Genomic DNA, 20201 nt, shown 5'->3' on the forward strand with positions numbered 1-20201 from the left:
CGCGATACTTTTGTGTTCGGATCAAGATGTAAAAGCATCGCGTCCCAGGGCGCTCCTACGGATCACGTGCTCAGTCGGCCGCCGGGAATGCCACCGTGCAACCGAAGCCGCGGCCGCCGATGCCTTCGCCCGTGCGCAGCGTGGCGCCATGCGCCTGCGCGATGCGCGCGACCAGCGACAGCCCGATCCCGCTGCCGCGCGCGCCATTGCCGTTGCTGCCACGGAAGAAGCGCTCGAAGATGCGCTCGTGCTCCTCCGGCAGCACGCCGGGACCATCGTCGCTGACCGTCAGTTCCACCGTGCCCGGCCGATCGCCCTGGCGGCAGCGGATCTCGACGCGACCGCCCGGGTCGCTGTAGCGCAGGGCGTTGTCCACCAGGTTGCGGACCAGGATGCCCAGGTCGTCCAGGTCGCCGTGGACGCTGGCGGATTCGGCCCGGATGGCGATGGTCTGGCGCTGGCGCGCGGCCATGGACTCGAACTCGCGCACCACCATCGTGGCGACTTCGGCCAGTTCCACGGTGCGGTGGTCGCCACGCAGCGGCGAGGCGTCGATGCGGGCGGAGTCCAGCAACTGCTGCGCCAGCCGCGAAGTACGCTCGATGCCGTGCGCCAACTGGTCCAGCGCCAGCCGCGCATCGGCCTGCGTGCCGGCGCGCAGTGCGACCCGGGTCTGGGTCAGCAGCGCCGCCAGGGGCGTGCGCAGTTCGTGGGCGGCGTCGGCCAGGAACTGGCGTTCGCCCTGCATGGCCTGCGCCAGCCGTCCGAGCAGGCCGTTGAAGGATTCCAGCAGCGGTTTGATTTCGCGCGGGATGCCGGCGGTGGGCAGCGGCGCCAGGTCCAGGGCATCGCGTTCCGCGATGGTCTGGCGCAGGCGGTTCATCGGCCGCAGGCTCCAATGGATCGCGATGCCCATCGTCAGGCCGAGGGCCAGCAGGATGCCGACCCCGGTCTTCAGGCTGACCTTGATCCAGTACGCCAGTTCCGCCCGCATCGCCGATCGCGCCCTGCCGGCCTGCACCTGGATGCGCCCGGTCGCGTCGGTCACGGCGTAGACGCGCCACGGTTCGCCCGCCACCTGGGTGAGGGCGAAGCCGGCCTGGAAATCGGGGCGCAGGGGCTGTTCGGGCGCCGCGGCCGAACGCACGATGGGGCTGCGCTGGCCCAGTACCCAGACCTGGTAGCTGAGGTCGTCGAGTTTGCGGCTCGGTGTCGGGCCTTGCGGCAGGGTCAGCCGCGCACCGGTGTCCAGCCCGTCCAGGTTGGCCGGCATCGACACCAGGATCTGTTCGCTGACTTCCTGCAGGAACAGGTCCTCGTGGCCCTTCTGCTGGCGCGTCATCTGCAGGTGCTGGCCGGTCAGCCAGCACGCCCAGCCCAGCGCCAGCGGCGTCATCACCGCGATCAGCAGCTTGGACTTCAGCGAATGGTTCATTCGCCGCCGCCCAGCTTGTAACCGTAGCCGTGCACCGTGGTGATGACGTCGTCTCCCAGCTTCTTGCGCAACAGGTGGATGTAGACTGCGATGGTATTGCTCTCGATGGTGCCGTCGCCGCCGTAGACCAGCGATTCCAGCGTGTCGCGCGCGACCACGCGCCCGGGGCGCTCCATCAGCGCCAGCAGCGTGCGGTATTCGTGCACGCCGAGCTTGACGGGCTGGCCGGCGCGGGTGATGGAGCGGTCGGCCGGGTCCAGCACGATGTCGCCATGGTGCAGCACCGGCGACACGCGCCCCTGGCTGCGCCGGACCACCGCGCGCAGGCGTGCGCTCAGCTCGTCGGGCTGGAAAGGCTTCACGATGTAGTCGTCGGCGCCGGCATCCAGCCCGCGCACGCGGTCGCTGAGCTGGTCGCGCGCGGTGACGATCAGCACGGGGGTGGTGTCGTAGCGCTGGCGCAGCGCGAGCAGCACGTCCAGGCCGGAGCCGCGCGGCAGGCCCAGGTCCAGCAGCACGGCGGTATAGCCGTGGTCGACCAGCGCCAGGCGCGCGGCGGCGGCGTCCTCGGCACGGTCGATCTGCCAGCCGTCCTGCGCCAGCGCGGCGGCCAGGGCATCGCCCAGCATGCGATCGTCTTCAACCAGGAGCAGGCGCGACACGGGCGACCCTTGGAGATGGCAGAGCCGCCATGCTAGGGCCAAGCGATTAAACAGTCTTTAATGGCGCCCGCATGCGGCATCCGGAAACGCGAAACCCCGCCGTGGCGGGGTCTCGAGTCGATTCACCCGCCACGGTTCTCAACCCGCGGCCCAGGCCGGATGGCGCTCCCTAGGGGACTCGAACCCCTGTTTTAGCCTTGAGAGGGCCACGTCCTAACCTCTAGACGAAGGGAGCGTTTGGGTGAAGCCGGCGTAGCGCATTAGTATATGCGGCGGCCCCGGCCTTGGGCAATCGCCTCCGTCCGGCCGCCAGACCCCTCCGCATGGAACCGCCGCCATTACGCCGCACACCGCTCTGAGAATCATCCCGCGCGACCAGCACACCATCTCGCGCAAGGACATCAGCCCGAATGCGCTGCGCGTGCTCTACCGCCTGCGGGACGCGGGCTTCCAGGCCTACCTGGTCGGCGGCGCGGTGCGCGACCTGCTGGTGGGGGGGCATCCCAAGGATTTCGACGTGGCCACCGACGCCACCCCGGAGCAGGTCCGCCAGCAGTTCCGCAACTGCCGGCTGATCGGCCGCCGCTTCCGCCTGGCGCACGTGGTGTTCGGCCGCGAGATCATCGAGGTCGCCACCTTCCGCGCCAACAGCGACGACGGCAGCGGCGACCGCGAGATGGACAACGGCCGGCTGGTCCGCGACAACGTCTACGGCACCGTCGAGGACGATGCGGTGCGCCGCGACTTCACTGCCAACGCCCTGTACTACGCCATCGACGATTTCTCGGTGCGCGACTACGTCGGCGGGTTCGAGGACGTGATGGCGCGCAAGCTGAAGCTGATCGGCGACCCGGAGCTGCGCTACCAGGAGGACCCGGTGCGCATGCTGCGCGCGGTGCGCCTGGCGGCCAAGCTCGGCTTCGAGATCGAAGCCGCCACCGCCGAACCCATCGCCCGCCTGGCGCCGCTGCTCTCCGAAGCCGCGCCGGCGCGGCTGTTCGAGGAAATCCTGAAGCTGTTCCTGTCCGGCCATGCCGTGGCGAGCTTCGAGGGACTGGAGCGCTTCGGCCTGCTCAAGGTACTGCTGCCGGAAACCGCGGCCGCGCTGGCGTCCAACCGCAGCGGTGCGTTGCGCCGCATGCTGCTGGAAGGCCTGGCCGGCACAGACCAGCGCGTGGCCGATGACGAGCCGGTGTCGCCGGCCTTCCTGTTCGCGCTGCTGCTGTGGCCCGCCTATTGCCGCGCGCTGATGGGGCTGCAGGCGCAGGGCGTGCATGCCGAAGAGGCGCAGCGCCGCGCGGCCGACCGGGTGACGCTGCACCAGCTCAATACCATCGCGCTGCCGCGCCGTTTCTCGCTGCCGATGCAGGAGATCTGGTTGCTGCAAACCCGCTTCGGCAACCGCCAGCGCAAGCGCGTGATGCGCCTGCTGTCCCATCCGCGCTTCCGCGCGGCCTTCGACTTCCTGGCCCTGCGGCTGGCCGCCTCGCCGGAACACGCTGACGACGTCGCGTTCTGGCGCGATGCGCAGACCCAGTCCAGCGAGGAGCTGGCCGCCTCGCTGGGCGTGGCGGTGCCGGGCGATTCGTACGTGGAAGAGGACGCCGCGCCGTCCAAGCGCCGCCGTCGCCGTCGTCGCCGCGCCACCACCTCCGCGGAATGACATCCCCCGTCATTGCGCATGTCGGCCTGGGCGCCAACCTGGGCGATGCGATGGACACCGTGCGGCAAGCGTTGCGGGCGCTGGACCGGTCTCCCGGCATCGCGCTGCAGGCCGCTTCGCGCCTGTACCGCACGCCGGCATGGGGCAGGGAAGACCAGCCCGACTTCATCAACGCCGTGGCGCGGGTGGAAACCCGGCTGGACCCGCGCGGGCTCCTTGGCGCACTGCTGGCCATCGAGGCCGACTTCGGCCGCCACCGGCGGGAAGGCGAGCGCTGGGGCCCGCGCACCTTGGACCTGGACCTGCTGCTGTACGGCGATGCGGTGATCGACGAGCCCGGCCTGCGCGTGCCGCACCCGCACCTGCACGAGCGCGCGTTCGCGCTGGTGCCGCTGCTGGAAATCGACCCCGGGGCCCGCATCCCCGGCCATGGCAACGCGCGGGACGCTGTGTCCGCTCTGGAAATGTCCAACATCCATCCGTTATGAGTGGATAATGCAGGGCTATGAGCACACACGCCGACAGCAAGCCCTGGACCGTCCCCGCACTGGCCGACGCCAAGCGCGAGGGCCGCAAGCTGGTCATGTTGACCGCTTACGACAACAGTTTCGCGCGGGTGCTGGACGCCAACGGCGTGGACCTGGTGCTGATCGGGGATTCGCTGGGCATGGTGGTGCAGGGGCACGATTCCACGCTGCCGGTCACCGTCGAACAGATCGCCTACCACACCGCCGTCGTCGCACGCGGCCTGAACCGCGCGCTGCTGGTGGCCGACCTGCCGTTCCAGTCCGACGCCACCCCCGAACGCGCGCTGCAGGCGTCCGTCACGCTGCTGCAGGCCGGCGCCGAGATGGTCAAGCTGGAAGGCGCCGGCCACAAGCTGGAGGTCATCCGTTTCCTGGCCGAGCGCGACATCCCGGTCTGCGCGCACCTGGGCCTGACCCCGCAGTCGGTGCTCAAGTTCGGCGGCTACAAGGTGCAGGGCCGCGACGAGGCCGCGGCCGCGCGCCTGCAGGCCGATGCGAAGGCGGTCGCCGATGCGGGCGCGCAGTTGCTGGTGCTGGAATGCGTGCCGTCGTCGCTGGCGGCCGCGATCACGGCGGCCATCGCCATCCCCACCATCGGCATCGGCGCCGGCCCGGGCTGCGACGGGCAGGTGCTGGTGCTGCACGATTTCCTCGGCCTGGACACCGGCCATCGCCGTCCCAAGTTCGTCAAGGATTTCCTGGCCGAAGGCGGTTCCGTCGCGGGCGCGGTGCGCGCCTATGCCGACGCGGTGCGCAGCGGGGCCTTCCCCGATGCGGCCCATTCCTACTGACCGCGCCGCCACGCCATCGCCACAGGGGCCAAGATGATCGAGACCATCACCGAGCTGGATGTCCTGCGCGCACGCGTCAGCGAGTGGAAACAGCAGGGCCTGCGGGTCGGTTTCGTGCCCACGATGGGCAACCTGCATGCCGGTCATTACTCGCTGGTGATGCTGGCGCGCCAGTACGCCGACCGCGTGGTGTCCAGCGTGTTCGTCAATCCGACCCAGTTCGGTCCGAGCGAGGACTTCACCCGTTACCCGCGCACGCCGGAAGCGGACATGGGCGGCCTGGAAGGCGCCGGCTGCGATGTGCTGTGGCTGCCCACGGTGGAATCGATGTATCCCTTCGGCGTGGAACTGGCGGCCAAGGTGCACGTGCCGGGCGTCAGCAGCGTGCTGGAAGGCGCCTACCGCCCCGGCCATTTCGACGGCGTGTGCACGGTGGTCAGCCGCCTGTTCAACCAGGTGCAGCCCGACGTGGCCGCGTTCGGCAAGAAGGATTTCCAGCAACTGGCGGTGATCCGGCAGATGGTGACCGACCTGGCGTTCCCGGTGCAGTTGCTGCCCGGCAGCATCGTGCGCGAGCCGGACGGCCTGGCGATGAGTTCGCGCAACCAGTATCTGTCGGCCGAAGAGCGCCCCAGGGCCGCCGAGATCCGCAAGACGCTGCTCGCCATGCGCGAGGGGCTGGTGGCCGGCACGCCGCGCGCGGAGGTTGAAGCCGCCGCCACGCAGCGGCTTTCCGGGGTGGGTTTCGTCGTGGACTACACCGTGGTCCGCCGGCCCGACCTGTCCGAACCGCTGGACGGCGAAGTCGGCCCCCGGGTGGCGTTGGTCGCCGCCAAGCTGGGCCGGACGCGGTTGATCGACAACCTGGAGTGGTGAGCAGGCCAGGGTCGCCGCCGCCGCACATTGCTAGACTATTCCCTTCGACGCACATCCGGCCGCTCCCATGCAACTCAGCCTGCTCAAGACCAAGATCCACCGCGCCACTGTCACCCACTCCGAGCTGAACTACGAAGGCTCGATCGCCATCGATGCGCTGCTGCTGGAAGCCACCGGCATCCGCGAGTTCGAGCAGGTGCACGTGTGGGACGTCACCAACGGCAGCCGCTTCACCACCTATGCGCTGCGCGCGGAGAAGGGCAGCGGCGTCATCTCGCTCAACGGCGGCGCGGCGCGCCACGTGCAGGTGGGCGACCTGGTGATCATCGCCGCGTTCGCCGGCATGAGCGAGGAGGAAGCGGCGAAGTTCCAGCCGACGCTCGTCTACGTGGACGGCCGGAACCGCATCACCCATACCAACCGTTCCATCCCCACGCAGGCCGCATGAGCATGACGACGGGTCCCGACGCCTTGCGATCCCACGCCGCGCGCCTACGCGGCACGCCGTTGAACGCACTGCTGGCGCAGGATCCGGAACGGGTGCGCCGGCACGCGCTGCGCAGCGGCCCGCTGTACTTCAATTTCGCGCGCCAGTCGTACGATGCCGTCGCATGGGATGCGCTGCTGGCGCAGGCCCGCTCCGCGGACCTGGCGGGCGCGTTCCGCCGCCTGTTCGATGGAGCGACAGTCAACGTCACCGAAGGCCGGGCGGCGCTGCATACCGCACTGCGCGGCCAGCATTCGGATGCCGCCATCGCGCGCGCGGCCTTCGCCAGCGCCACGGAGGTGCGCCAGCGCATGGCGGCGCTCATCGCGCAGCTGGAAGGCACCGGCGTCACCGACATCGTCAGCGTCGGCATCGGTGGCTCGGACCTGGGGCCGCGATTGGTGGCGGACGCATTGCGCGATCCGTTGCCGGGCCGCTTCCGCGTGCACTTCCTGTCCAACGTGGACGGCGCCGCCGCGCAGCGCACGCTGGCGCTGCTGGACCCGGCGCGCACCGCGGCCATCCTGATCTCCAAGACCTTCGGCACGCAGGAAACGCTGCTCAACGGCGGCATCCTGCGCGACTGGCTGGGCGGCAGCGAACGCCTGTACGCGGTCAGCGCCAATCCCGAACGCGCCGCCGCGGCCTTCGACATCGCCGCCGAGCGCGTGCTGCCGATGTGGGACTGGGTGGGCGGCCGTTATTCGCTGTGGTCGGCGGTCGGCTTCCCGATCGCGCTGGCGATCGGCTTCGACCGTTTCGAGGGCTTGCTGGCGGGCGCGTCGCAGTTCGATGCGCATGTGCTCGACACGCCGCTGGCCGACAACATCGCCGTGCGCCATGCGCTGACCGCGGTGTGGAACCGCAACGCGCTGGGCCATGCGGCGCAGGGCGTGATGACCTACGACCAGCGCCTCGCGTTGCTGCCGGCCTACCTGCAGCAGCTGGTGATGGAAAGCCTGGGCAAGTCGGTGAAGCTGGACGGCAGTCCGGTGGACGTGGACACCGTGCCGGTGTGGTGGGGCGGGGCGGGCACCGACGTGCAGCACAGCTTCTTCCAGGCGCTGCACCAGGGCACGCAGATCGTGCCGCTGGATTTCGTCGGCACGGTGCGCAACGACGACCCGTACGCGGAGAACCACCTGGCGCTGTTGTCCAACCTGCTGGCGCAGAGCGAGGCCCTGGCCAACGGCCAGGCCAGCGACGATCCGCACCGCAGCTACGCCGGCGGCCGCCCCAGCACGCTGATCCTGCTGGACGCACTGACGCCGCAGTCGCTGGGCGGATTGATCGCGATGTACGAACACAGCGTCTACGCGCAGTCGGTGCTGTGGGGCATCAATGCCTTCGACCAGTTCGGCGTCGAACTGGGCAAGCAGTTGGCCAACGGCCTGCTGCCGGCGTTGCGGGGCGAGACCGAGGCGAAAGACCCGGTCACGCGCGCGTTGCTCGCCGAGATCGCCGCGCGCAATTGAGGGTGCCCCCTGTAGGAGCGACGTAAGTCGCGACCGGAAGAACAAAACGAATGCAGGCCATGGATCACGCAGATCAACACGGATACAGCTTGTTCAAAGCCTATCCGCGCTCATCCGCGTGATCCCTGGCTGATGACGCTTCGTTCGTCCGGTCGCGACTTACGTCGCTCCTACAGAAGGGTTGCCGTGCCGCGCCAATGCCCATGCCACATGCTCGCGCACGATCGGCGATTCGTGATCGCGACGCGACGCCAGCGCGCTGAGCACCTCCGGCGTGTCCGGCGCATTGCCCAGCGCCACCGCGATGTTGCGCAGCCAGCGCTCGTGGCCGCTGCGGCGGATCGCCGAGCCTTCGGTGCGGCGCAGGAATTCTTCTTCGTCCCATGCGAACAGTTGCGGCAGCGTGGCGACATCCAGGTCGTTGCGCGCGCGGAAATCCGGTTCGTCGGTGCGTTGGGCGAACTTGTTCCAGGGGCACACCAGCTGGCAGTCGTCGCAGCCGAAGATGCGGTTGCCGATGGCCGGGCGCAGTTCCTCCGGGATCGCGCCCTCGTGCTCGATGGTCAGGTAGGCGATGCAGCGGCGCGCGTCCAGCCGGTACGGGGCCACGATGGCCTGGGTGGGGCAGATATCGATGCAGCGCGTGCAGGTGCCGCAATGCGCGCTGGCCGGCGCGTCCACCGGCAGCGGCAGGTCCACGTAGATCTCGCCGAGGAAGAACCACGAACCGCCGTCCTTGTCGATCAGGCAGGTGTGCTTGCCGATCCAGCCCAGCCCGGCATTGCGCGCCAGCGCGCGTTCCAGCACCGGAGCCGAATCGACGAAGACGCGATGGCCGAACGGGCCGACTTCGGCCTGCAACCGCTCGGCGAGTTTCTGCAGGCGGTTGCGCATCAGCTTGTGGTAGTCGCGGCCGAGGGCGTAGCGCGCCACGTAGGCGCGTTCGCCGTCGCGCAGCGTGTCCCAGGCGTCGTCGCCGTCGTTGCGCCCGTAGTCCAGCCCGACGGAAATGACCCGCAGCGTGCCGGGGATCAGTTCCTGCGGGCGCGAACGCTTGTCGCCGTGCTGCGCCATCCATTCCATCGAGCCGTACAGTCCCTGCGAAAGCCAGTCGCGCAGGTGGTCTTCGTCCTGTCCCAGTTCTATCCCGGCGATGCCGCAGCGCTGGAATCCCATCTCGCGCGCGAGCAGGCGCACGCGCTGCGCGAGCGCGACGTGGTCGACGGTGGCGGCTGCGACGGGAAGCATTCGCGGATTATAGGTTTCCACGCGTCAGGGCACCTGCCTGCATCCGGTCGCGTGGCACCGCATGTTCACTTTCCCGCAACCCGCGGGCGGCCTAGAATCCGGCCATGTCCGGCACCTTGCCCCTGTACGCCACCCCGGCCGCGCGCGAGCTGGACCGCCGCGCCACGAAGCAATCGGGCGGCGATGCCTACACGCTGATGCAGCGCGCCGGGCAGGCGGCGTGGCAGTACCTGCTGCTGCACTGGCCGCAGGCGCAGCGCATCGCGGTGGTCTGCGGCCCCGGCAACAACGGCGGCGATGGCTACGTGCTCGCGCGGCTGGCGCACCGTTCCGGCCGCGCGGTGCAGGTGGTGCATCTTCCCGCGCACGTGCCGAAGAGCGAACTGGCCCAGCGCGCCTGCACCGAGTACGTGGCGTCGGGCGGGCGCGTGGAATTGTTCCGCGATGCGTTGCCCGTCGCCGATGTCGTGGTGGATGCGGTGTTCGGCATCGGCCTGTCGCGGGCACCGGAAGCGGATGCTTCCCGCCTGGTCGCGGCCGTCAATGCACAGCCTGCGCCGGTGCTCGCGCTGGACGTTCCCAGCGGCGTGGACGCGGACCGCGGCAGTGCGCCGGGCGCCGCGATCGTCGCGACGCGCACCCTGCAGTTCATCGTGCGCCATGTCGGCCTGCATACCGGCGATGCGCTCGAATACACCGGTGCGCTGGAGCTCGACGAACTCGAGGTGCCCGCGGAAACCTTCGATGGCCTACACGCGCAGGCCACGCTGTTGAACCACGAGGCGCTGGCGTTGTGGCTGCTGCCGCGTCGCCGCAACACCCACAAGGGCGAATCGGGCCACGTGCTGTGCCTGGGCGGCGACCACGGCAGTGGCGGCGCGATCGTGCTGTGCGCGGAAGCCGCGCTGCGCAGCGGTGCGGGATTGGTCAGCGTGGCCACGCAGGCCGTGCACGTGCCGGCGATCCTCGCGCGCAGGCCCGAGATCATGGCGCATGCGGTGGAGTCCGGCGATGTCCTGCAACCGCTGCTCGAACGTGCGCGCGTGCTGGCGCTGGGTCCCGGGCTGGGGCAGGGCGAGTGGGGCCGCGCACTGTTCCAGTTGGCCTTGCAGGCGGACAAGGCCGTGGTGCTGGACGCGGATGCGTTGAACCTGCTCGCGCGTTCTCCGCGTCCGTTGCGCGACGCCATCCTCACCCCGCATCCAGGCGAAGCGGCGCGGCTGCTGGATTGCACGACCGCCGAGATACAGAACGACCGCATTTCCGCCGCGCTGGCCATGGCCGAACGTTACGCCTGCGTCGTGGCATTGAAGGGCGCGGGCACCGTCATCGCCGCGCCTGGCGAAACGCCGCGCGTGATCGACGCCGGCAATCCCGGCATGGCGGTCGGTGGCATGGGCGATGTGCTGACAGGCGTGATTGCCGCCTTGCGCGCGCAAGGCCTGTCCGCATTCGATGCGGCGGCAGCGGGTGCGCTGCTGCATGGCGCCGCGGGCGATGCGGCGGCGTGGGATGGACAACGCGGCCTGTTGCCTTCGGACCTGATGCCCCACCTGCGCCGGCTGGCGAATCCCTGACGTCTGCGCACGCATGCGAGCACCGGGAGCATGTTGTGCACCTTGAAGCACATTCCCGCCCGCTTGGCCACTGCGATGCAGTGTTGCGCACATCGTCTCGCAGTGGCCCAGGCGTGCGGAAAAGCACTCCAAAGCACATGACACGCTCTAGAATCGCCGCATGCGGATTCTCCTTCCCGACAGCGAAGCCACCGATGCGCTGGGACGTGCGCTGGCGCTGACGCGCGCAACGCCCGCGGTCGTGCACCTGCAGGGCGACCTGGGCGCCGGCAAGTCCACGCTGGCGCGTGCGCTGCTGCGCGCACTGGGTGTGCAGGGAGCGATCCGCAGCCCGACCTACACGCTGGTGGAACGCTATCCGGTCGAGGACGGGGAGGCCTGGCATCTGGATCTCTATCGCATCGGCGATGCCGGTGAGCTGGAGTTCCTCGGCCTGGACGAGGGCGCGGCGGTGCTCTGGCTGGTCGAATGGCCCGAGCGTGGCGGTACCGGCCTGCCGGCGGCGGACCTGGAAATCTCGCTGTCGGTCGAGGGTACCGGCCGCCTGGTCCGGCTGCAGGGCAGGTCCGCGGCGGGCCGGGAATGGCTGTCGCGGCTGGCCGCATATCCCCAGTTGCCGGCACCATCTGTGCAATCCGCTTAGGAACATTCGGCAGGTTACGGATTATTAAGGGAAAAGTCCTTGCAATCATGGGGCGATGGTGCTTGAATCCGCGGCATGAGCCCGGGGAAGCCCACCACCACCGCGTTGCGACTCGCCCTTGCCGGTGTGCTGGGGCTGGCGTCCGGTATCGCATTGGCGGGCGAGGTCACCGCGGTCAGCCTCGACCAGGGCGCCACCGGTACCCGCGCCGAGATCCAGTTGGCGGGCAGCGGCCAGTACAAGACGCTGAGCCTGGCCGGTCCTGACCGCCTGGTGATCGATCTGCCGGCGTCGCGTGCCAAGGCCGGCCTGCGGCTGCCCGGTGGAGCCGGCGTCGTCCGTTCGGTCCGCACCGGCAAGCCCGATCCCGACACGCTGCGCATCGTCTTCGACCTGGCCGCGCCGGTCGCCGCGCTGAAGCCGCGGATGGAACAGGTGGGCGATGTTTCGCGGCTGGTCATCGAATGGCCGGGCGATGGTCCGGTGGATGCCGCGGCCACGGCGGCGGCGGCGGTTCCGACCACCGCCCAGACGGATGCGGCTGCGCCATCGAACGCACTTGCCTCCACGCCTGCTTCCGCTGTTCCAACGACGCCTTCGCCCGCCACGCCACCCCCGGCCAATCCGCAGGCCGAAGCCGCCCGCGCCACCGCGTTGCTGACCGCGCAGGTGGTGCAGGCGGGAAGCGCGCCGCCGCCCGCACCGCAGGCACAGGCCGAAGCCACGCCGCCCGCGCCTTCGCCACAGGCCATCCTCAACGGACAGGCGACCGCCGCCGTCGCGGCCCCGCCGGCGGCGGGAGATCGTCCGGTCTACACCATCGCCACCGGCAAACCCACGCCGATGCCGGGCAGCGCCACTGCGGGCGGTGACACCGCTCCCGCCGTGGCCGCGACCGAAACGGCGCCCGCGACCGCGCCGTCTTCCGGTCTCGCCATGCAGGCCGGCATGCGCCCGCTGGTGATCGCGATCGATCCCGGCCACGGCGGCCAGGATCCCGGCGCCATCGGTCCCTCCGGGCGCTATGAAAAACACGCCGTGCTGGCGATCTCGAAGGAGCTGGCGCGGCAGATCAACGCCACGCCCGGCATGCGCGCCTATCTGGTCCGCGACAACGACGTCTACGTGGAACGCCCGCAGCGCGCCCGCAAGGCGCGCGCGGCCAAGGCCGACATGTTCGTCTCCATCCACGCCGATGCCGCCGAAAACCGCAGTGCATGGGGTTCGTCGGTCTATGTGCTGTCGCTGCGCGGCGCGTCGTCGCAGCATGCGCGCTGGCTGGCGGACAAGGAAAACGCCTCCGACCTGGTCGGCGGCGTGCGGCTGACCAAGGACACGCTGTCCAACGTGCTGCTGGACCTGGCCCAGAGCGGCCACATGAAGGCCTCGCAGGATGCGGCCGGCCACGTGCTGGACGGCCTGAAGCAACTGGGCAAGACCCACAAGCCGCAGATCGAGTTCGCCAACTTCGAGGTGCTGCGCAACTCCGACATGCCGGCCATGCTGGTGGAGACCGGCTTCATCTCCAATCCGGACGAGGAAAAGCGCCTGTTCGACCCGGCTCACCAGCGCAAGGTGGCCGGCGCCGTGCTGGCCGGCATCCAGTCGTACTTCACCCGCCAGCCACCGCCGGGCACGTTGTTCGCCGCCCGCGCGCAGGCCGAAGCCGAGAAGCGCCCCGTCGCCTCCGGCGGGGCGGCCGGCGCGCCCTGACCGCCACCCTCGGCTATCATCACGGCTGATTCCCCACGACGGCGCCCACGCGCCGCCCACCCGTGCCGATCCGCCAGCTTCCCGACACGCTCATCAACCAGATCGCTGCCGGCGAGGTCGTCGAACGGCCCGCGTCCGTGGTCAAGGAACTGGTGGAAAACGCGCTGGACGCGGGCGCGCGCCGCATCGACATCGACCTGGAAGAGGGCGGCGTCCGCCTGATCCGCATCCGCGACGACGGCGGCGGCATCGCCCCGGACGAACTTCCATTGGCGGTGTCGCGCCACGCCACCAGCAAGATCGCCTCGCTGGACGACCTGGAGGCGGTGGCCACGCTGGGTTTCCGCGGCGAGGCGTTGCCTTCCATCGCCTCGGTCAGCCGCTTCTCGCTGACCTCGCGCCGCGCCGACGACGAGCATGGCGCCTCGCTGCAGGTGGAAGGCGGCAAGGTCGGCGCGGTCGCGCCCAAGCCGCACGCGGTCGGCACCACCGTGGAAGTGCGCGAACTGTTCTACAACGTGCCGGCGCGGCGCAAGTTCCTGCGCGCCGAACGCACCGAGATGGGCCATATCGAGGAATGGCTGCGGTCGCTGGCGCTGGCGCGCCCGGACATCGAACTGCGCGTGTCGCACAACGGCCGTCCTTCGCGCCGCTACAAGGCGGACGAACTGGAATCGCTGGCCCGCCTCAACGAAACCCTGGGCGAGGAATTCGCCCGCAATGCACTGCGCGTGGACCACGCCGCCGCCGGCCTGCGCCTGCACGGCTGGATCGCCCAGCCCAGCTACTCGCGCGCCAGCGCCGACCAGCAGTACGTCTACGTCAACGGCCGTTCCGTACGCGACCGCAACATCGCCCATGGCGTGAAGATGGCGTACCAGGATGTGCTGTTCCACGGACGCCAGCCGGCTTACGTGCTGTTCCTGGAACTGGACCCCACCCGCGTGGACGTCAACGTGCACCCGGCCAAGCACGAGGTGCGCTTCCGCGACACACGGCTGGTGCACGATTTCGTATACCGCACGCTGCACGAAGCGCTGGCCGAGACGCGTGCAGGCCGTGCCGCCGAGCCGGGAATCGTGGGAGGGGCTTCAGCCCCGACCGGAATTCAGGGCATGGTCGGGGCTGAAGCCCCTCCTACATATCCCTGGCGCAGTACGCAGACCGCGCTGGGCCTGGGCGTGGCCGAAGCGCCGGCCGCGTATGCCGCCCTGTACGGCGCAACCGCGGAGCCGGCCGCGCCACAGGCACTGTCCCCGGGCGGCTATGCGATGCCCGCGAGCGCGCCTGCCATGCCGGCGAACGATCCGGACGGCATCCCGCCGCTGGGTTTCGCCATCGCGCAGCTGCACGGCATCTACATCCTGGCCGAGAACGCCGACGGACTGATCGTGGTGGACATGCATGCTGCGCACGAGCGCATCGGCTACGAAAAGCTCAAGGCCGCGCACGATGGCCTGGGCCTGCGTTCGCAACCGTTGCTGGTGCCGCTGGTGCTGGCGGTGGCCGAGCGCGAGGCGGAAGTGGCCGAGCGCGAAACCGACACGTTGGCGGCGTTGGGCTTCGACGTTACCCGCAGCGGTCCGCAGTCGCTGAGCGTGCGCAGCGTGCCGGCGTTGCTGTCCGGCGCCGAGCCGGAAGCGCTGTTGCGCGACGTGCTGGCCGACCTGCGCGAGCACGGCCAGACCCGCCGCGTCGCCACCGCGCGCGACGAGCTGTTGTCGACCATGGCCTGCCACGGCGCGGTGCGCGCCAATCGCCGCCTGACGATTCCCGAGATGAACGCACTGCTGCGCGAGATGGAGATCACCGAGCGCTCGGGCCAGTGCAACCACGGCCGCCCGACCTGGGCGCGCTTTTCATTGAACGAGATCGACCGCTGGTTCCTGCGAGGACGTTGACATGGGGAAGACGACTGCATGGCTGGGGACGGCCATGCTGATGGCCGCACTGGCGGGTTGCCAGGGCGAAGGCGGCGAGGCTGGCCGCGCCGGCAAGGTGGCGGATGCACGCTTCCTCGCCGACAACACGGCATGGCGTGAGCAGCGCAGGACCGAACTGCTGGCGCCCGACGGCTGGACCAGCCTGGTCGGCCTGCACTGGATCGAGCTGAAGTCGCACTTCATCGGCAGCGGCCCGGCCAGCGGCATCAAGCTGGTCGTGGGCCCGCCCAAGCTGGGCATGATCGCGCAACAGGACGGCCGCATCTTCTTCACGCCCGAGAAGGGCGTGGCCGTGACCCTGAATGGCGAACCCGTCACCGGGCGCGTGGAACTGCAGAGCGACCGCGACGCCAGTCCCGGCGTGCTCGGCTTCGACGAAGGCAAGGGCGCGCTGTCGGTGATCGAACGCGGGGGCCGCCGGGCCTTGCGCGTGAAGCACGCCGATGCCGAATCGCGCACGCAGTTCGTCGGCCTGGACTACTGGCCGGTGGACGAGGACTGGCGCATCGAGGGCCGCTTCATCCCGCATCCCCCCGGCAAGACGATCACCATCGTCGACGTGATCGGGGTAGCGACCGAGTCCCCCAACCCGGGCGCGGTGGAGTTCGAGCGCGATGGCAAGCCGTTCCGGCTGGAAGCTCTGGGGCAGCCCGAAGGCCCTCTGTTCTTCGTGCTCGCCGATCGCACCAGCGGGCATGGCAGTTATCCGGCGGGTCGTTTCCTCGATGCCGCGGCGCCGGTCGATGGCAAGGTGGCGCTGGATTTCAATCGCGCCTACAACCCGCCGTGCGCGTTCACGCCGTACGCCACCTGTCCGTTGCCGCCCGCCGAAAACCGGCTGGACCTGTTGGTGGACGCGGGCGAAAAAGCGTACGCCAAGCCCATCAAGATACTTTGACCAAGGAAGGGACGATGATTCCGCGCAATCCCATCAAGAGCCTGTTGCTGGCCTGCCTGCTGGCCGCCACCGCCACCGCCACCGCGGATACCGCCAAGTCGGTGGAAGCGCCGGTGCCGTTGCTGTGGAAGGTGTCCGACCACGACAACGCCGTCTACCTGCTGGGCTCGTTCCACCTGCTGCGTCCCGGCGACTATCCGCTGTCCGACGACGTGGACGCCGCGTTCGACGATGCCGAGCAGGTGATGTTCGAGCTGTCGCCGGAGGAAATGGACGCCGGCACCCTGTCCATGCAGATGCTGCAGGCCGCCACGCGCACCGATGGCAGCACGCTCGAGCAGGATCTCGATCCCGACACCTGGACCCGGCTGCAAGCCTGGGCGGAAAAGAACGGTCTGCCGCTGGCGAACTTCGGCAGTTTCGAATCGTGGTTCGTCGGCCTGACCATCAGCATCGTGGAGATGACCAAGCAGGGCCTGGACCCCAAGCTGGGGCTGGACAACCATTTCATGGAACGGGCCAGGTTGAGCGGCAAGCCGACCGCCGGGCTGGAGCGCGGACAGGAGCAGATCGCGGTGCTCGACGGCATGGACGCCACCGAACAGCGCCAGTTCGTCGCCGAATCGCTGGAGCAGGCGGAGAAGGGCTCGCTGGAAACCGAGCGTCTCCACCAGGCCTGGCGCCGCGGCGATGCGGAAGGGCTGTGGACCGGCATGGCCGCCGACATGAAGCGCGAATATCCCCGTCTCTACCAGCGCATCAACGTGGACCGCAACGACGCCTGGGTGCCGAAGATCGAACAGCGGCTGACGGAATCCACTTCCGACGACACCCTGGTCGTGGTGGGCGCGCTGCACCTGCTGGGCGAGGATGGCGTGGTCGAGAAGCTGCGCGCGCGCGGCTACACCGTCGAGCGCGTGTGTTCGGCCTGCAAAGCCGAGTGATTCCCCCGTAGGAGCGGGCCATGCCCGCGATGCTCTTCGCTTCGACGCAGCGAAGGCGGCATCGTTTTCCTGGGGGGGCTCCTATGCAGACTGCATGACGATGCAGTCCACCGGGCAGGCGGGGACGCACAACTCGCACCCGGTGCACAGCGGGTCGATCACCACGTGCATGTGCTTGGCCCCGCCGATGATGGCGTCCACCGGACAGGCCAGGATGCATTTCGTGCAGCCGATGCAGTCGGCTTCCACGATCACCGCGACCGTGGGCGGCTTGTGCGCGCCGCGGCTGCGGTCGTATGGGAGGGCGGGCACGCCCAGCGCCTTAGCCAGCGCACGCGCGCCGGCATCGCCGCCCGGTGGACAGCGGTCCACGCCGGCATCGCCGTGCGCCATCGCCTGCGCATACGGCAGGCAGCCATCGAAGCCGCACTGGCCGCACTGCGTTTGCGGCAGCAGGCGGTCCAGGCGTTCGACCAGGTCATGGAATGTGTCGGTCATGTCGGGCCGCGGTTCCAGATGAATCCCCAATCCCGAATGGGGAATCCCCGCCGTCAACGCACCGGCATGCCGGGCTGCGCACCGGCATCGGCGTCCAGCAGCGCCAGCGCGCCACCGTCGAAGCCGGCCGACAGGATCATCCCTTCGCTGACGCCGAAGCGCATCTTGCGCGGGGCCAGGTTGGCGATGAACACCACGCTGCGGCCGACCAGCTTGTCCGGCTCGCCATAGCTGGCGCGGATGCCGGAGAAGATCTGCCGCTTGCCCAACTCGCCGGCGTCCAGTTCGAAGCGCAGCAGCTTGTCCGAGCCATCCACGAATTCGCACGCCAACACCTTGCCGATGCGCAGGTCGAGCCTGGCGAAGTCGTCGATGGCGATGTATTCATTCTTCGCAGAGGCGGTTTCCTCTGTAGGAGCGGCTTTAGCCGCGATGGCCGCACCCGTCGATTTCCCGGTCGCGGCTGAAGCCGCTCCTACGGGGGGCGCGGGGGATTGCAGGGTGTCCTTGGAGGCTTCGGTCATGGCGTCGATCAGCTTCGGGTCGATACGGGTGAACAGCGGCGAATACGGCTGGATGGCGTGGGCCTGCAGCGGCGTCGCCACGTCCTGCCACATCACCACCGGCGCGCTCAGGAAGGCTTCGGCCTCGGCACTGGTACGCGGCAGGACCGGCTTCAGCGCGGCGGCGAGGATGCGGAACAGGTTCAGGCCCTGCGTGCAGACCGCCTGCAGTTCGGCATCGGCGCCTTGCTGCTTGGCGATCACCCACGGCTTCTTCTCGTCGATGTACTTGTTGGCCTCGTCGGCCAGCGCCATCGTCAGGCGCAGCGCGGCGGCGGCATCGTTGCGCTCGTAGGCATCCTGGATGGGCGCCAGCGCATCGACGAAGCGTCGGTACATGGCCGGGTCGGGCAGCGCGTCGGCGAGCCTTCCGCCGAAGCGCTTGTCGATGAAGCCGGCGCAGCGGCTGGCCAGGTTGACGAACTTGCCCACCAGGTCGGCGTTCACCCGCGCGATGAAGTCGCCCAGGTTCAGGTCCAGGTCGTCCACGCCGCCGGAGGACTTGGCCGCGTAGTAGTAGCGCAGCGCTTCCGGCTCCAGCCCCACGTCCAGGTAGGTGCGGGCCATGATGAAGGTGCCGCGCGACTTCGACATCTTGGCGCCGTCCACGGTCAGGTAGCCGTTGACGTGCAGGCGCGTCGGCGCGCGCAGACCGGCGCCATGCAGCACGGCCGGCCAGAACAGGCCGTGGAAATTGACGATGTCCTTGCCGATGAAGTGGTGCAGTTCGGTGTCGGTGCCGGCCTTCAGGTAGGGCTCGAAATCCACGCCCAGCCGCGCGCACAGCGTGCGGAAGCTGCTCAGGTAGCCGATCGGCGCATCCAGCCACACATAGAAGTATTTGCCCGGCGCGCCGGGAATCTCGAAGCCGAAGTAGGGCGCGTCGCGCGAGATGTCCCACGCGCGCAGGCCGCCCTCGGCGTCCAGCCATTCCATCAGCTTGGCCTTCACGCCGGGCAGGGCCACGTCGCCGGCCAGCCATTCGCGCAGGAAGGTCTCGAAGCGGCCCACCTCGAAGAAGTAATGCTCCGAATCGCGGATCTCCGGCGTGGCGCCGGACAGCACCGACCTGGGTTCCTTCAGCTCGGTCGGCGCGTAGGTGGCGCCGCAGACCTCGCAGTTGTCGCCGTACTGGTCGGGCGTGCCGCAGTTGGGGCAGATGCCCTTGATGTAGCGGTCGGGCAGGAACATGCCCTTGGCCGGGTCGTAGAACTGCGCCACGCTGCGGCGGGCGATGTGGCCGCCGGCTTCCAGCCGCGCGTAGAACTGCTCGGTCAGCTCGCGGTTGGCGACCGAGTTGGTCGAGTCGTAGTGGTCGAAGGCCACGCCGAAGGCGGCGAAATCGCGCTCGTGGCTAGCCTGGATGTTGGCGATGAAGTCTTCCGGCGTGACGCCGGCCTTCTCGGCCGCCAGCATGATCGGCGTGCCGTGGGTGTCGTCGGCGCAGACGAAGAACACCGTGTCGCCGCGCATGCGCCGCGCCCGCACCCAGATGTCGCCCTGGATGTAGCCGACCAGGTGACCGAGGTGGAGCGGTCCGTTGGCGTAGGGCAGGGCATTGGTGACGAGGGCGGTGCGGCTCATGGCGGACTTCTTGCGGGGGGACAGCGATTATCGCACGGCCGGTCCGGGCCGCCCGGCGACCGGAAACGCGGCGGGCCCGGCATGCCGGGCCCGCCTGGGCGAAACGAGTGCGTGGACTACTGGCGGATCCAGGTCTGCGACTTGCAGATGAAGGCGATGCAGCCGGAGACCTCCAGCTTGCCGCCGCCCTCGATCAGCTGCATCTTCGACTTGTACACCTTGCCCTCGTCGGGCTTCAGGATGGTGCCGCCGCTCCAGGCATTGGCCCCGTCGGCCTTCATGCCGCGGATGATTTCCATGCCGGTGATGGGCTTGTTCCTGCGGTCGTCCTTGCACTTGTCGCAAAGCGGGTTGGGTTTGCTGGGATTCAGCAGTTCGACGATGCGGCCGGTCAGCGTGCCATCGGATGCCTGCGTGATCTCCACAATGGACTTGGCCTTGCCGGTGTCGCTGTCGATGGTCTTCCAGCGCCCCACCGCGTCGGCGGCAGCGGCCGACATCGACAGGAGCACCAGCGGAGCGGCCAGGCAGGCGGCCATCAGTGTCTTGCGCATGTTCCCCTCCCAGGGATTGTAGTTCGCAACCCGCCCGGCTAACCGCCAGCGGGATGGCTCTTTATACCGCATTCGCTGGCGTATGGATGATCGGCAGAAAGAAACCCGGCGTGTACCCGG

At 69.2% G+C, this 20201-nt stretch carries 18 protein-coding genes and 1 tRNA gene; 12 read left to right on the forward strand and 7 right to left on the reverse strand.

Translation table 11 applies throughout. The annotated features are described in order from the left end of the window. Positions 1 to 70 precede the first annotated feature (70 nt). The 3 genes from AAD027_RS06575 to AAD027_RS06585 all read right to left on the reverse strand — a co-directional run bounded on the left by AAD027_RS06575 (position 71) and on the right by AAD027_RS06585 (position 2332). Complete coding sequence (locus AAD027_RS06575; RefSeq protein ID WP_341725213.1) at positions 71 to 1435, reverse strand: ATP-binding protein; 1365 nt, start codon at positions 1433 to 1435, stop codon at positions 71 to 73. Further along, positions 1432 to 2097, reverse strand: coding sequence for a response regulator transcription factor (locus tag AAD027_RS06580; RefSeq protein ID WP_341725214.1), 666 nt, complete (start codon positions 2095 to 2097; stop codon positions 1432 to 1434). The genes AAD027_RS06575 and AAD027_RS06580 overlap by 4 nt, the downstream gene beginning before the upstream one ends. Positions 2098 to 2257: 160 nt before the next feature. Beyond that, positions 2258 to 2332: transfer RNA gene (locus AAD027_RS06585), tRNA-Glu, on the reverse strand. Positions 2333 to 2434: 102 nt separating this feature from the next. On the opposite strand from AAD027_RS06585, the gene pcnB reads away from it, so the two are divergent. From pcnB to pgi, 6 genes are all read left to right on the forward strand, one after another. Beyond that, positions 2435 to 3760 carry a polynucleotide adenylyltransferase PcnB gene (gene pcnB, locus AAD027_RS06590; RefSeq protein ID WP_425605411.1) on the forward strand — a complete coding sequence of 442 codons (1326 nt, stop codon included), beginning with the start codon at positions 2435 to 2437 and terminating at the stop codon, positions 3758 to 3760. Then, positions 3757 to 4248 carry a 2-amino-4-hydroxy-6-hydroxymethyldihydropteridine diphosphokinase gene (folK, locus tag AAD027_RS06595; protein ID WP_341725215.1) on the forward strand — a complete coding sequence of 164 codons (492 nt, stop codon included), beginning with the start codon at positions 3757 to 3759 and terminating at the stop codon, positions 4246 to 4248. The genes pcnB and folK overlap by 4 nt, the downstream gene beginning before the upstream one ends. A 17-nt stretch (positions 4249 to 4265) precedes the next feature. Then, entirely contained in the window at positions 4266 to 5078 is an 813-nt protein-coding gene (gene panB / locus AAD027_RS06600) for a 3-methyl-2-oxobutanoate hydroxymethyltransferase (RefSeq protein ID WP_341725216.1), read from the forward strand. Between the two features lie 33 nt (positions 5079 to 5111). Beyond that, on the forward strand, positions 5112 to 5954 hold the full coding sequence (gene panC / locus AAD027_RS06605; RefSeq protein ID WP_341725217.1) for a pantoate--beta-alanine ligase: 843 nt from the start codon (positions 5112 to 5114) through the stop codon (positions 5952 to 5954). 67 nt (positions 5955 to 6021) lie between these two features. Then, the gene (gene panD / locus AAD027_RS06610) at positions 6022 to 6402 is read left to right on the forward strand and encodes an aspartate 1-decarboxylase (protein ID WP_341725218.1); all 381 of its coding nucleotides are present in this window, start codon (positions 6022 to 6024) and stop codon (positions 6400 to 6402) included. Further along, positions 6399 to 7916 carry a glucose-6-phosphate isomerase gene (gene pgi, locus AAD027_RS06615; protein ID WP_341725219.1) on the forward strand — a complete coding sequence of 506 codons (1518 nt, stop codon included), beginning with the start codon at positions 6399 to 6401 and terminating at the stop codon, positions 7914 to 7916. Before panD ends, pgi begins: the two co-directional genes overlap by 4 nt. A 159-nt stretch (positions 7917 to 8075) precedes the next feature. Here pgi and queG read toward each other — a convergent pair whose 3' ends face one another. After that, complete coding sequence (queG, locus tag AAD027_RS06620) at positions 8076 to 9164, reverse strand: tRNA epoxyqueuosine(34) reductase QueG (protein WP_341725220.1); 1089 nt, start codon at positions 9162 to 9164, stop codon at positions 8076 to 8078. A 104-nt stretch (positions 9165 to 9268) separates the two neighbouring features. Between queG and AAD027_RS06625 the strand changes: the two genes are divergently transcribed. From AAD027_RS06625 to AAD027_RS06650, 6 genes are all read left to right on the forward strand, one after another. Continuing rightward, entirely contained in the window at positions 9269 to 10741 is a 1473-nt protein-coding gene (locus AAD027_RS06625; RefSeq protein ID WP_341725221.1) for an NAD(P)H-hydrate dehydratase, read from the forward strand. A 160-nt stretch (positions 10742 to 10901) separates the two neighbouring features. After that, entirely contained in the window at positions 10902 to 11384 is a 483-nt protein-coding gene (gene tsaE / locus AAD027_RS06630) for a tRNA (adenosine(37)-N6)-threonylcarbamoyltransferase complex ATPase subunit type 1 TsaE (RefSeq protein ID WP_341725222.1), read from the forward strand. A 75-nt stretch (positions 11385 to 11459) separates the two neighbouring features. Then, entirely contained in the window at positions 11460 to 13097 is a 1638-nt protein-coding gene (locus tag AAD027_RS06635; RefSeq protein ID WP_341725223.1) for an N-acetylmuramoyl-L-alanine amidase, read from the forward strand. 62 nt (positions 13098 to 13159) lie between these two features. After that, positions 13160 to 14998: a DNA mismatch repair endonuclease MutL gene (gene mutL, locus AAD027_RS06640; RefSeq protein WP_341725224.1), complete on the forward strand. Its 1839-nt coding sequence runs from the start codon at positions 13160 to 13162 to the stop codon at positions 14996 to 14998. A gap of 1 nt (position 14999) precedes the next feature. Further along, the gene (locus tag AAD027_RS06645; protein ID WP_341725225.1) at positions 15000 to 15938 is read left to right on the forward strand and encodes a DUF1684 domain-containing protein; all 939 of its coding nucleotides are present in this window, start codon (positions 15000 to 15002) and stop codon (positions 15936 to 15938) included. Next, the gene (locus tag AAD027_RS06650; protein WP_425605405.1) at positions 15935 to 16882 is read left to right on the forward strand and encodes a TraB/GumN family protein; all 948 of its coding nucleotides are present in this window, start codon (positions 15935 to 15937) and stop codon (positions 16880 to 16882) included. The genes AAD027_RS06645 and AAD027_RS06650 overlap by 4 nt, the downstream gene beginning before the upstream one ends. 81 nt (positions 16883 to 16963) lie before the next feature. Here AAD027_RS06650 and rnfB read toward each other — a convergent pair whose 3' ends face one another. The 3 genes from rnfB to AAD027_RS06665 all read right to left on the reverse strand — a co-directional run bounded on the left by rnfB (position 16964) and on the right by AAD027_RS06665 (position 20081). Next, a complete protein-coding gene (gene rnfB / locus AAD027_RS06655; RefSeq protein ID WP_341725227.1) occupies positions 16964 to 17380 on the reverse strand; it encodes an Rnf electron transport complex subunit RnfB in 417 nt (138 codons plus the stop codon). Positions 17381 to 17433: 53 nt separating this feature from the next. Further along, positions 17434 to 19527, reverse strand: coding sequence for a methionine--tRNA ligase (metG, locus tag AAD027_RS06660; RefSeq protein WP_341725228.1), 2094 nt, complete (start codon positions 19525 to 19527; stop codon positions 17434 to 17436). 116 nt (positions 19528 to 19643) lie between these two features. After that, positions 19644 to 20081 (reverse strand): DUF2147 domain-containing protein, encoded by a 438-nt coding sequence (locus tag AAD027_RS06665; protein ID WP_341725229.1) that lies wholly within the window; start codon positions 20079 to 20081, stop codon positions 19644 to 19646. Positions 20082 to 20201 lie beyond the last annotated feature (120 nt).

The organism is Pseudoxanthomonas putridarboris (assembly GCF_038321125.1).
In the GTDB taxonomy this organism is placed as follows: Bacteria; Pseudomonadota; Gammaproteobacteria; order Xanthomonadales; family Xanthomonadaceae; genus Pseudoxanthomonas_A; species Pseudoxanthomonas_A putridarboris.

Bases quoted from the DNA above. Each gene is read 5' to 3' on its own strand.
- queG (WP_341725220.1), bottom strand. From the start codon at position 9,164: ATGCTTCCCGTCGCAGCCGCCACCGTCGACCACGTCGCGCTCGCGCAG.
- rnfB (WP_341725227.1), bottom strand. From the start codon at position 17,380: ATGACCGACACATTCCATGACCTGGTCGAACGCCTGGACCGCCTGCTG.
- tsaE (WP_341725222.1), top strand. From the start codon at position 10,902: ATGCGGATTCTCCTTCCCGACAGCGAAGCCACCGATGCGCTGGGACGT.
- AAD027_RS06645 (WP_341725225.1), top strand. From the start codon at position 15,000: ATGGGGAAGACGACTGCATGGCTGGGGACGGCCATGCTGATGGCCGCA.
- AAD027_RS06665 (WP_341725229.1), bottom strand. From the start codon at position 20,081: ATGCGCAAGACACTGATGGCCGCCTGCCTGGCCGCTCCGCTGGTGCTC.
- AAD027_RS06625 (WP_341725221.1), top strand. From the start codon at position 9,269: ATGTCCGGCACCTTGCCCCTGTACGCCACCCCGGCCGCGCGCGAGCTG.
- panD (WP_341725218.1), top strand. From the start codon at position 6,022: ATGCAACTCAGCCTGCTCAAGACCAAGATCCACCGCGCCACTGTCACC.
- AAD027_RS06635 (WP_341725223.1), top strand. From the start codon at position 11,460: ATGAGCCCGGGGAAGCCCACCACCACCGCGTTGCGACTCGCCCTTGCC.
- AAD027_RS06575 (WP_341725213.1), bottom strand. From the start codon at position 1,435: ATGAACCATTCGCTGAAGTCCAAGCTGCTGATCGCGGTGATGACGCCG.
- panC (WP_341725217.1), top strand. From the start codon at position 5,112: ATGATCGAGACCATCACCGAGCTGGATGTCCTGCGCGCACGCGTCAGC.
- panB (WP_341725216.1), top strand. From the start codon at position 4,266: ATGAGCACACACGCCGACAGCAAGCCCTGGACCGTCCCCGCACTGGCC.
- metG (WP_341725228.1), bottom strand. From the start codon at position 19,527: ATGAGCCGCACCGCCCTCGTCACCAATGCCCTGCCCTACGCCAACGGA.
- folK (WP_341725215.1), top strand. From the start codon at position 3,757: ATGACATCCCCCGTCATTGCGCATGTCGGCCTGGGCGCCAACCTGGGC.
- pgi (WP_341725219.1), top strand. From the start codon at position 6,399: ATGAGCATGACGACGGGTCCCGACGCCTTGCGATCCCACGCCGCGCGC.